This is a genomic window from Aminobacter sp. Y103A, from assembly GCF_030294925.1.
Lineage (GTDB): Bacteria > Pseudomonadota > Alphaproteobacteria > Rhizobiales > Rhizobiaceae > Aminobacter > Aminobacter ciceronei.
Genome location: NZ_AP017987.1, coordinates 508,537 through 519,431, shown reverse-complemented (window position 1 = coordinate 519,431; position 10,895 = coordinate 508,537). Strand labels below are relative to the sequence as shown.

General features: G+C 65.3%; 9 protein-coding genes. 3 read left to right on the top strand and 6 right to left on the bottom strand.

Annotated elements, in window-relative coordinates; all coding sequences use genetic code 11:
* Positions 1-321 precede the first annotated feature (321 nt).
* The 3 genes from Amn_RS29905 to Amn_RS29895 all read right to left on the bottom strand — a co-directional run bounded on the left by Amn_RS29905 (position 322) and on the right by Amn_RS29895 (position 5,560).
* Positions 322-597, bottom strand: a complete 276-nt coding sequence (locus Amn_RS29905) for a WGR domain-containing protein (protein WP_246765435.1) — start codon at positions 595-597, stop codon at positions 322-324.
* 65 nt (positions 598-662) lie between these two features.
* Positions 663-4,148 (bottom strand): indolepyruvate ferredoxin oxidoreductase family protein, encoded by a 3,486-nt coding sequence (locus tag Amn_RS29900; RefSeq protein ID WP_286298805.1) that lies wholly within the window; start codon positions 4,146-4,148, stop codon positions 663-665.
* Positions 4,149-4,156: 8 nt separating this feature from the next.
* On the bottom strand, positions 4,157-5,560 hold the full coding sequence (locus tag Amn_RS29895; protein WP_286298804.1) for an FAD-binding oxidoreductase: 1,404 nt from the start codon (positions 5,558-5,560) through the stop codon (positions 4,157-4,159).
* A gap of 141 nt (positions 5,561-5,701) precedes the next feature.
* On the opposite strand from Amn_RS29895, the gene Amn_RS29890 reads away from it, so the two are divergent.
* The 3 genes from Amn_RS29890 to Amn_RS29880 are packed head-to-tail and all read left to right on the top strand — an operon-like array spanning position 5,702 to position 8,303.
* Positions 5,702-6,451: a FadR/GntR family transcriptional regulator gene (locus Amn_RS29890; protein WP_067968373.1), complete on the top strand. Its 750-nt coding sequence runs from the start codon at positions 5,702-5,704 to the stop codon at positions 6,449-6,451.
* Positions 6,452-6,486: 35 nt separating this feature from the next.
* Positions 6,487-7,479 (top strand): MDR family oxidoreductase, encoded by a 993-nt coding sequence (locus Amn_RS29885; protein ID WP_286298802.1) that lies wholly within the window; start codon positions 6,487-6,489, stop codon positions 7,477-7,479.
* 14 nt (positions 7,480-7,493) lie between these two features.
* Positions 7,494-8,303: an enoyl-CoA hydratase/isomerase family protein gene (locus Amn_RS29880; RefSeq protein WP_182574712.1), complete on the top strand. Its 810-nt coding sequence runs from the start codon at positions 7,494-7,496 to the stop codon at positions 8,301-8,303.
* Between the two features lie 12 nt (positions 8,304-8,315).
* Here Amn_RS29880 and Amn_RS29875 read toward each other — a convergent pair whose 3' ends face one another.
* Genes Amn_RS29875 through Amn_RS29865 form a run of 3 tightly spaced genes read right to left on the bottom strand, consistent with a single transcriptional unit; the run spans position 8,316 to position 10,770 of the window.
* Positions 8,316-9,689 carry an AMP-binding protein gene (locus Amn_RS29875; RefSeq protein ID WP_286298800.1) on the bottom strand — a complete coding sequence of 458 codons (1,374 nt, stop codon included), beginning with the start codon at positions 9,687-9,689 and terminating at the stop codon, positions 8,316-8,318.
* Positions 9,581-10,012, bottom strand: a complete 432-nt coding sequence (locus Amn_RS29870; RefSeq protein WP_286298799.1) for an AMP-binding protein — start codon at positions 10,010-10,012, stop codon at positions 9,581-9,583. The genes Amn_RS29875 and Amn_RS29870 overlap by 109 nt, the downstream gene beginning before the upstream one ends.
* Positions 10,012-10,770, bottom strand: coding sequence for a FadR/GntR family transcriptional regulator (locus Amn_RS29865; protein ID WP_182574716.1), 759 nt, complete (start codon positions 10,768-10,770; stop codon positions 10,012-10,014). Before Amn_RS29865 ends, Amn_RS29870 begins: the two co-directional genes overlap by 1 nt.
* Positions 10,771-10,895 lie beyond the last annotated feature (125 nt).

Here is a 10,895-nt window from a genome sequence, read left to right as displayed (position 1 = left end):
GTCTTTAGTCCCCTCTCGCCCACCAGCGCATGCGTAAGCGACGCACCGTCAGGCTTCGTTAAGATTTATGCGCCGATTCGCTGCAGAATCCGAATCCGGGTTACGCCTTCGCACATTTTAACGTGCCGGAGCGTGGATAACGGTTTTCTGAGGCGGTTACGCTGGACGCATCGAATTACGACCAATTAGCGTAACAAGGGTGCTGGAGAGGGCGAGTCGAGTCAACTTGTTTATAGTTAACGGAAATTAACCATTGTGACGGAGGCGTAACGGCGACGGTCGAGGACCGTTTCGGTCCCGGCATATCGTCGTTGACAGCTGTCAACCGACGGAGCTGTAGCCGCGCTTGACCTTGGACACCACCAAACGGCGCATCGCCTCCTGCGCTTGGGCAACGTTGGCAAAGAGATCGAGACGCCTCCGGCCCAGCGTACCTATGCGGCCCCATTCGCGCACCAGCACCGCGTCGCCAAACAGCGAACGCTCAACCGACAGGCAATAGAACCGCGCCATGTTACGGCTCGGATCACGACGCTGGAGGTGCAGGATGGGGCTCGGTTTGTACATGGACGGCAGAATCGCGCGCGGCGAACCCACCGTCCAATGAAACTCCTGAATCGATCAGCCGTGGTCGATTCAGGCTGTTGATGGGACCAGGCTCGTCAGGCCGCCTGCCCTACGGCCGTGGCCTGATCAAATGCGGCGAGCAGTTTGAGCTTACGCTTTTCGTAACGCTCGACGGCAGCCAGCTTGATGTGGCCATAGCCGCGGACGGTCTCGGCCAGGCTGGCGATCTCTGTCGCCATTGCCAGGTTTGAAGCCGACAGGCGGGCGGCAAGCGCCTCGACCAGCGTGAAGTAGTCCGCCGCCAGTTTGCGTTCCATCTTGCGCTCGGCGGTGCGGCCGAATGGATCGAAGCGGGTGCCACGCAGGCTCTTGAGGCGAGCCAGCACGGCAAAGGCCGGCTCGATCCAGCGGCTGCCGATGGCGATCTTGGCGGGATGGCCGGTGCGCGGATCGGTACGGGTCAGCATCGGCGGCGCGAGATTGTACTGGAGCTTGAAGTCGCCTTCGAACTGCTCGGCGAGCTTTTGCCGGAAGGCCGGATCGCGATGCAGCCGCGCTACCTCGTATTCGTCCTTATAGGCCATCAGCTTGAATGCGGCCTTGGCAACGGCCGTCGCGAACATAGCCTGCCCCGGAGCCACTCTCGCCTCGGCTTGCCGCGCCTTGTCGACAAGCGTCCGATAGCGCTCGGCATATCCCGCGTCCTGATACCCGGTGAGGAACACGACGCGCTGCGCGACGATCTCATCAAGCGACTTGGCTTCGGGCGCCGAAGCGGGTGCCGTCCCAGCCTGCCGGCTGACGAAGTCCATGTCGTCGACGGAACGCCGGCCCCAGGCAAAGGCAGCGCGGTTCATGGCGACGCCGGCGCCGTTGAGGTCAATCGCCTTCTCGATCGCTTCGCGCCCGATCGGCACCAGGCCCTTCTGCCAGGCATGGCCGAGCAGGAACATGTTGGCGGCGAGCGCATCGCCGAACAGCGCGGTTGCCAGCTTCATTGCGGGAAGCGTGGTGAACGCGTCCTCGCCCCCGGCAGTGCGCAGCCGCCGCAGCGTCGCGCTTTCGCGGAAGTCGATCGTCGTGTCCTTGACGAAGGACGCCGTCGGGGCGAAGTGGTCGTCGACCACGGCCCTGGTACGGCCCTTGCCGAAAGTGGCGACGGCATTCTGCGATGCAGCGACCACGAGATCGAAGCCGAGCACCAGGTCGGCCTCGCCAGGGCCGATGCGGGCTGCGTTGAGCATCTCAGGCTGTCGCGCCAGGCGAATGTGCGAGACGACGGCACCATTCTTCTGTGCCAGGCCGGTCTGGTCGAGCGTCACCAGTGACAGGCCGTCGAGATGGGCTGCCTGTGACAGGATGGCACTGACGGTGATGACGCCTGTGCCGCCGATGCCAGTAAGCAGCAGGCTGTAGGGCGCATCGCCCAACCTGGGCAGGCTGGGCTCGGCCAGGCCGGCGTCGACGCCGCCGGCAGCCTTGGCGCGCGGCTTTCGCAGGCGCCCGCCTTCGACGGTGACAAAACTCGGGCAAAAGCCCTTGGTGCAGCTGAGGTCGGTGTTGCAGCTCGACTGGTTGATGGCGCGCTTGCGGCCAAACTCGGTCTCGCGCGGCTCGATGGAGATGCAGTTCGAGACCGCCGAGCAATCACCGCAGCCTTCGCAGACCAGTTCGTTGATGAAGGCACGCCTGGGCGAGACGGCATAGGTGCCACGCTTGCGCCGGCGGCGCTTTTCGGCGGCGCAGACCTGGTCATAGACCAGCACGGTGACACCTTCGACGTCGCGCAGCTCACGCTGTACCTCGTCGAGCTCGTCGCGATGCCGCACATCGACCGCACGCGGCAGCAGGCCGGCCAGCAATTGCGGCCTCTCGGAGACGACGACGACCCGCTTGGCACCCTCGGCGAGCACCTGGCCGACGATCGACGGCACCGACAATTCGCCGTCGTGGCGCTGGCCACCGGTCATGGCGACCGCATCGTTGTAGAGGATCTTGTAGGTGGCGTTGACCTTGGCGGCGATGCCGGCGCGGATGGCCAGCAGACCGGAATGGAAATAAGTGCCGTCGCCCATGTTGACGAAGATGTGCTTCTCGTCGGTGAAGGGGGAAAGGCCGATCCAAGAGCCGCCTTCGCCACCCATCTGGGTGAAGGTCGAGGTGTCGCGCTCCATGCCGATCACCATCATGTGGCAACCGATACCGGTGGAGGCGCGGCTGCCCTTGGGCAGAACCGTCGATGTCGAATGCGGGCACCCTGAGCAGAAATAGGGTTCGCGGTTGAGCAGACCCGGTTCGGCAGGGGAGGGGGCTCCAACCGTTGACAGCTGTACGGCGCGGGCCGCGAGGCCTGCGTCATCAGTGCCCAGCCATTGCAGGATGGCACGTGCCACCGAGAGCGCGCCAATCTCGCCGATCGAGGGCAGGAGTGGAGAGCCGTCCGGCCCGGTCTTGCCGAAGACTTGCGGCCGGCGGTCGCCCGGCTGGTTGAACAGCTGCGACTTGATCTGCTCCTCGATGACCGGACGCTTTTCTTCGACGACGAGGATCTGCTCCAGCCCGTCGGCAAATTCGCGCAGGCCCTCCGGCTCCAGCGGCCAGACCATGCCAACCTTGTAAAGGCGGATGCCAAGCTCGGCGGCGCGGCTCTCGTCGATGCCGAGCAGTGCCAGTGCACCCTTGAGGTCGAGCCAGGATTTGCCGGTCGAGACAATGCCGAGCCGTGCAGCAGGGGAGGGCCAGACCTGACGGTCGAGGCGATTGGCACGGGCGAAGGCGAGCACCGCGGCAAGCTTGGTCTCGAGCCGCCGTTCCATCGCTTGCTGTCCGTCGGGCCAGCGCATCGACAGGCCGTCGGCGGGGAGAGGCATGTCTGGCGTGACGATCTCCAGCCGGGTCGGATCGAGGTCGACAGTTGCCGAGCACTCAACGATCTCGGTCTGGCATTTGAAGCCGACCCAAGCACCGGAATAGCGGCTCATCGCCCAGCCAAGCAGACCGTAGTCGATATATTCACTGATGCCGGCCGGCGACAGAAGCGGCACCATGGCCGAGATCAGGTTGTGCTCGCTCTGGTGGGGCAGGGTCGACGACACCGCGCCATGGTCGTCGCCGACGAGCAACAGCACGCCGCCATGCTTGCTGGTGCCGACGGCATTGGCGTGGCGGATGACATCCATGGTGCGGTCGACGCCCGGGCCCTTGCCGTACCACATGGAAAAGACGCCGTCGTAGCGCGCGCCGGGGAACATGCCGGTCTGCTGCGTGCCCCACACCGCGGTCGCCGCCATGTCCTCATTGAGACCGGGCTGGAAGACGATATGGCTTTCCTTGAGATGTTTCCGGGCGCTGGCCATCTCGCGATCGAAGCCGGCTAATGGAGAGCCGCGATAGCCCGAGACGTAACCTGCGGTGTTGAGCCCGACGGCCAGATCCCGCTGGCGTTGGACCATCGGCAGGCGCACCAGCGCCTGCGTGCCCGAAACCAGGATGCGGCCGCGTTCGAGCGTGTAGCGCTCGTCGAGCGCCGAGGGCATGTCGACCGGGCGGGCGCCATTTTCAGGAGAAGTCACAGCTGTCATTGCGGCACTCAGACGTTGGGCAGGGCAGGGGGCATGTCGAAGATGCGGCCCGGATTGAGAATGTTGTTGGGGTCGAGCGCGGCCTTCAGGCGGCGCATCGCCGCGAGCTCGGCCGGCGCGCGCGTCAGATGAAGATAGGCCTTCTTGTCCAATCCGATGCCATGCTCTGCCGAGATCGAGCCGCCGCTTTTCGCGACGCAATCGAACACCGCGCCGGCGACCTGGTCGGGCCTGTCGGTTCGCACGACGTAATGCAGGTTACCGTCGCCGAGATGGCCGAAGAGATAATCCCGCGCCGCCGGGTCGACCTGCCGCTGGGCCGCGCGCGCCATATCGAGGAAGGCGCCCATTTCAGGCAGCGGCAGGCTGACATCGAGGCTGAGCATCGCATCTTCGGCGAACAGGAAGCGATTGACGTCATCGCGCAGCGTCCACAGCGCATGAAACTCGCGATCCGACTGCGAGACCACGACGTCCTCGACCAGTCCGTCCTCGATTGCCTGCGACAAAGTCTCGATGAAGGCCTCCTCGTCGGTTCCCGGGCTCATGCCCTGGATATCGGCGAGCACGTAGACCGGTGTCGACAGGGCGACCGGCGCGGTGAAGCCGAGCGCTGCGACCATGTCACCCATCAGCGGCGCCAAGATGACCTCGAAGCCTGACAGCAGGTTGCCGAGGCGGGCGCGCAGGAATGTGAGCAGGCCGAAGGCCGCGCCCAGCGACGGCAAGGAGCAGAAGGCCGCGGACTGCGTCACGGGCCTGGGATGCAGCCTGAGGCAGGCGCGGGTGACGACGCCGAGCGTGCCTTCGCTGCCAATGAAAAGCTGGCCGAGATCGTAGCCCGAATTGTCCTTGGCGAGCCCCTTGAGCGAGGACAGAACACTGCCATCGGCGAGCACGGCCTCAAGCCCCAGCACCTGGGCGCGGAAGCTGCCATAGCGCAGAACGCGAATGCCGCCGGCATTGGTGGCGATGTTGCCGCCGATGGTGGCGGTGCCGCGTGCGCCGATGTCGACGCCGAAGACGAGGCCCGCAGTGTCGGCCTTTTCCTGCACGAGTTGCAGCGGCACGCCTGCATCGGCAACGATGGTTCCGGCCGTCGGCTCGACCTCCCGCAAGGTGGTCATGCGCTCGAGCGACAACACTGCCTCGCCTGCCAGCACCCTCGCCCCGCCCGACAGTCCGGTGCGGCCGCCCTGGACGACCAGCGGCAGGCGCGCGTCGTTGCAGACCTTCAGGATCTCGGCGACCTCGTCGGTGCCGCGTGGCCGCAGCACAAGCTCCGGCCGGGCGCCCCGCTCACCGGCAAGATCGTCGCTGTAGCGTGGATCGATGGCGTCGCCTACCAGGATGGCGGCCTTGTCGAGCCGTGCCTGGAGGAGGGAGAGAACCTGATCGCTCTTGGGTGTCATGGCGCCTGGATGGCCCGGAGGAAGCCATTTCCGGGCGCTGTCTCGGTCAAGCTTATTTCGCTTGCAATATTTGTCAAACCTATATTGTTTATCTTCATATCGAAACGGAGGCGGCCGCAAGGCAGCACCGACGGAGGGCGAATGCCGATCGAATATCAGGACGTGGTTCGCACTGGCGTGGCCCGGCAGGTCGCCGACAAGATCCGCGCGGCCATTCTCGACGGCCGCCTGCAGATCGACGAACGCCTGCCGACCGAAGAAGACCTCGCCAAGAGCTTCGGCATATCGCGCCCGACGGTGCGCGAGGCGCTGAAGCGGCTTGCGGCACAGAACCTGATACGCTCGCAGCGTGGGCCGACCGGTGGCACCTTCGTCAGCCGCCCCGATCCGGAGGGCCTGTCATCGGCGATCACGGGGGCCGCGACATTGCTTGTCGGCGTCGGCGCCTTCGACATCGACGAGATCATAAGCGCGCGGCTGGAAACGGAAGCAATCTGCTGCCGGCTTGCCTGCGAGCGACGCAGCGACGCCGACCTTGCCGCGATGCGCGCCGAGATCACGCTGCAGCGTTCCAAGCTGCTCAGCGACGAGGATTTTTGCGCCTCAGACGTGCGCTTCCACCGCGCCGTTGTACAGGCGGCGGGCAACGGCCCGCTCAGCCTGATGATGTACACGGTGGTCGAGGCGTTCATGCCGATCACCAACATGATCGTTTCGCATGTGCGCGAGCGCAGCACAGTCGCCGATTTCCATGAAAAGCTTGCTGGCGCCATCGAGGCGCGTGACGCAAGCGATGCCACCGCCGTGCTGTCGGAGTTGCTCGCCTATGTTCGCGACAGCTATGCGCTCAGCCTGACACGGCGCGCAGAACGCGAGGCCAAGCGCGGCTAAGCCGGAGATTACCCCATGACTTCCTGGAGACTTTCATGAGCGAGACTTTTACGGCGTTGATGCTTGAAGACGTCGACGGCAAGCCGCGCGCCGGCTTCCGCGAGATCACCAAAGCCGACCTGCCAGACAACGACGTGCTGGTCGAGGTCGCCTATTCAAGCCTCAACTACAAGGATGGCCTCGCCATTTCGGGCAAGGGCCGTATCGCGCGCCGCCTGCCGATGGTCGCAGGCATCGATATTGCCGGCACTGTCGTCGAGTCGCGCTCACCGGCATGGAAGGCGGGCGACAAGGTCGTGGCCAATGGCTGGGGCATGTCGGAAACGGAGTGGGGTGCCTACACACGCTTTCAGCGGCTGAAGCCGGAATGGCTGATCCGCCTCCCTGAGGCCTTCACCATGGAACAGGCGATGGCAATCGGCACCGCGGGTTACACTGCGGCGCTGTGCGTCGACGCGCTCGAAGACTGGGGCAAGATCCAGCCCGGCAAGGGCGAGGTGCTGGTGACGGGTGCTGCTGGCGGCGTCGGCTCGACAGCAGTCAGCCTGTTGTCCTCCAAGGGTTATGCCGTCGTTGCCTCGACCGGCCGGGCCGAGACGCATGACTATCTCCGCTCGCTGGGCGCAACTGCCTTCCTCGACCGGGCAGAACTCGCCGGTGAGGTCAGGCCGCTGCAGAAGGAGCGCTGGAGCGGTGCCGTCGACAGCGTCGGTTCGACCACGCTCGCCAACGCGCTGGCGCAGACTGTTTATGGCGGCGCTGTCGCGGCCTGTGGGCTGGCCGGCGGCCACGACCTGCCCGGCACCGTGATGCCGCACATCCTGCGCAGCGTGACGCTGATCGGTGTCGATTCCGTATTCGCGCCGCAGGCGAAGCGGGAGCGCGCCTGGCGCACGCTGGCCGACCATCTCGACCGCACCAAGCTTGCGGCAATGACCGAGACCCACAAGATGAGCGAACTGCCTGACCTCGCCAAACGCATCGTCGCCGGCCTGGTCCGCGGCCGCGTCGTCATCGAAATCGCCTGAGGGGAGGGGAGACCATGAGCACTGACGTCGTTATCTGGGAGAAGGACGCCGAGGATGCGTTCGTCACCCTGACGCTCAACCGCCCCGACAAGATGAACGCCATGAACCAGGAGCTCGGCGACGCGCTCGAGGCGGCGATCGCCCGGGCGGTCAAGGATCCCGAGATCCGCGCCGTCATCATCACCGGCGCCGGGCGCGCCTTCACCGCCGGCTTCGACCTCGGCGGCGAGGACTTCGAGATGGATGCGGAAGCCTGGCGCGAGGACATCGGCGCCAACATGCGCCGCATGAAGCTCATTCGCGAGGCGCCGATCCCGATCATTGCCGCCGTCAACGGCTATTGTCTAGCCGGCGGGCTAGAGCTGATGATGTGCTGCGACATGACTGTCGCCGCCGAGGACGCGATGCTGGGTGAGCCGGAAGTTCGCCATGTCTCGGCGCCACCGACGCTGATGCTGCCGTGGACGGTGCCGATGATCCATGCCCGCCACCTGATGTACACAGGCGACCTGATCGACGGCCGCGAGGCCGCGCGCATCCATCTGGTCAACAAGGCCGTCCCGCGTGACCAATTGAGGGTGGAAGCCGAAAAGCTGGCGCGCAAATGTGCGCGCATGCCGGGTGCCGCGATCAAGTTCGCCAAGGCAGCGCTCAACCACCAGCAGCAGACGGCCGGTCTCGAGAGCTCCTGGACTTACAATCGCGAAACCACCGCGATCCTGCATGCCTCGGAAGAGGGTCGCTACTGGATGCGGCTGCTCAAGGAGCATTCACTGAAGGAATTCCTCGACATCCGCGAAAAGCCGTTCCGCGATCTGGACTAGGCTTTCAAGGCGTCAGGCGCCCACGGGTGCCTGACCGCCACCTGCCTGAAGCGCCTCGAACAGGTCGGCGTGGTTGCGCAGATAGCGCGACTGGACGATTTGGCCTTTGTCCGACTGCTCGCCCTTGCTGCGATCGGCCGGCGCAGTTGCGAGATCGAAACGGGCTATCGCGGTCGACCCCGAGGGATTGGCGGCGTTCCAGGCGGCAATGCGCGCGCTGAGTTCGTTGGGACGAGCCTTGCCCGCCGGCGAGGGAAACACCAGCGCCACGAGGCGGTCACGGTTCTCGCCCGAAATGACGATGTCGTCGGCAAGCGGCGCACATTGCGCCAGAAGGCCGGCGCGCAGCGGCCCGGTGCGCACCTTGACCCCGCTCGACAGCTTGAAATCCTCGGCGAGACGGCCATCGAAGCCGAACACGGCAACACCGTCCGAGCGCAGGCGCAGAACGGCGGCGTCGCCGCTGCGATAGAAGCCATGCTCGTCCATCGGCAGGTCAATTCGTCGGCCCTCGATCAGATAGCAGGGCGCGATGTTGGGACCAGAGACGCGCAGCTCACTGCGGCCGTCGATGTCGACAAGCGCCACGCTGTGACCGGGCAGGGGGTGGCCAAGCTCACCCGGACGCTCGAGCGGCGCCGGCGACAGCGTGATCGTCGAAGCCGCTTCGGTCGCGCCATAACCTGAGAGAATCTGGAAATCGCCATGGCTGTCGCGAAAGGCGGCGAGACGGCGCCACAAATCGGCATCGATACCTGCGCCGGCAAAGAAGATGGCGCGCAGATTCCGCGTCAGGGCAAGAGCGCCGGCATCGTCGTTTTCCAGCCGGTCGAGCAGGAGCCTCAGCCCGAGCGGAACGGCGATGTGCATGGTCGGGCAGACATCGGCCATCAGCTTTGCCGTTGCCTCGATCGTCGCGGGGCCGGGTGCGGCGTCGACATGCATCGCGCCGCCGTTCCAGATCACCTTGAAGATGTTGTCGAGGCCGCCGAAGACGTGGTGCCATGGCAGCCAGTCGACGAGCACGGGCGGCGTTTCCACGACGAACGGCCACATCGCTGCGATGGCGGCCTGGTTGGACGAAACCATGCCTCGCGTGATCGGCACGCCCTTGGGCGCACCGGTGCTGCCGGAGGTGAAGAAGATCGCGGCCCAGTCATCCGGCGACACTGGCTCGTCCACTCCGGGCGTGGCCATGTCGCTGCCATCGGCTGCAAGGTCGTTGAGCGAAACGGCGTCCATGCCCTGGATGGCCGGATGGCCTGACGGCGCCACGATCAGCCGGGGCCTGGCGTTTTCGAGAAACGAGCTTGTCGCTTCGGTTTCAACGCCATCGCGGAAAGGAAGGGAGGCAGCGCCGCATGGACGAAGCCGCCGGACAGGCAAGCGAGCTTGAGCACCAGCGCATCGATGCCGGCCGGAGCCAATGTCGCCACGCAATCGCCCTTGCGCAGGCCATAGCGGCCCGTCAGCACCTGCCGCAGGGCACGGGCGCGGGCAAGTGCCTCGCCATAGCTGATCGACCGCCTGGCGCCTTCCCGCGGCTCTGACAACAGCACCTTGTCAGGCTGCTCCTTCGCCCATCTGGCAAGCCGCACCAGAATATCAGGCAGCTCGTCTGGCAGGGGGATCGAACTGCTGTAGACGCGGCGCCCATCGGAAAGCTGTTGTTCGACCAGCTTCTGCCCCGGCGCCACGTGCTGTCCCATCAGGCTTCCTGCCGCTGGGCGCCGTCACCCTGGCGCGCCGACAGCGCCTTTTCGTAGACGCTGGACTGATAGGCAATGAGCTCCTCGAAGGCCGCCGTGGCAGCCGAGGCGTCGCGGGCGCGCAGCGCTTCCAGGATATCGGCGTGCAGCGAGACGACGCGGCCGCGTTCGCGGAAGCGGAAGGAGATCATGTTGGTTGCCGGAATCAGCGAGTCGTTGACGACCAGCATGATGAAACGCAGCTCGTTGTTGCCGGTGGCCTGGGCAATGGCGTGGTGGAAGGCGACGTCGAGGCGGCAAAATTCCTCGTCGGAAATGTCGTCGCGCTCGAACGCCTCCAGCGTCGCCTCGATCGTTTCTAGATCTTCCGTAGTGGCGCGTTCGGCGGCGAGCTGGACGCAGGTGCGGCCGAGCAACAACCGCGCCTCAACGATCTCGTTGAGCCCGAATACGCCGAGCCCGACGAACCATGTGGTCATCTCCTGCAGCATCTGGCTGGCGGCGGTGAGCGAAGGCGCATTGACGAAGACGCCGCCATTGGGGCCGCGCTTCGAGCGCACCAGCTTCTTCGCCGCGAGAATCTTGAGCGCCTCGCGCACCGTCGGCTGCGAGACGCCGAAGCGCTGCGCGATCTCGGCTTCGGACGGCAGCCGCGCCTCGACGCTGAGCGTGCCCTGCACGATCTCCTGCTGCAGCGACGTCGCGATCTGATGTGCCAGGCTCTTGGTCGCCTGGACTGCCTGCTTGGCGTCCTCCATGCCCTTATGCTCTCCCTCGTTGGCCGCTTCTTATTATTTCAATATTACAATATCTAAATTGTTGACCGCCTGGTCCAAAAATGCAAGCCTTCGATCCAACAGGGCTGCGCTTTCGACCCGCGACG

Excerpts from the sequence above, each read along its gene's own strand:
- Amn_RS29885 (WP_286298802.1), top strand. The coding sequence starts at position 6,487 with ATGAGCGAGACTTTTACGGCGTTGATGCTTGAAGACGTCGACGGCAAG.
- Amn_RS29895 (WP_286298804.1), bottom strand. The coding sequence starts at position 5,560 with ATGACACCCAAGAGCGATCAGGTTCTCTCCCTCCTCCAGGCACGGCTC.
- Amn_RS29900 (WP_286298805.1), bottom strand. The coding sequence starts at position 4,148 with ATGACAGCTGTGACTTCTCCTGAAAATGGCGCCCGCCCGGTCGACATG.
- Amn_RS29880 (WP_182574712.1), top strand. The coding sequence starts at position 7,494 with ATGAGCACTGACGTCGTTATCTGGGAGAAGGACGCCGAGGATGCGTTC.
- Amn_RS29890 (WP_067968373.1), top strand. The coding sequence starts at position 5,702 with ATGCCGATCGAATATCAGGACGTGGTTCGCACTGGCGTGGCCCGGCAG.
- Amn_RS29870 (WP_286298799.1), bottom strand. The coding sequence starts at position 10,012 with ATGGGACAGCACGTGGCGCCGGGGCAGAAGCTGGTCGAACAACAGCTT.
- Amn_RS29865 (WP_182574716.1), bottom strand. The coding sequence starts at position 10,770 with ATGGAGGACGCCAAGCAGGCAGTCCAGGCGACCAAGAGCCTGGCACAT.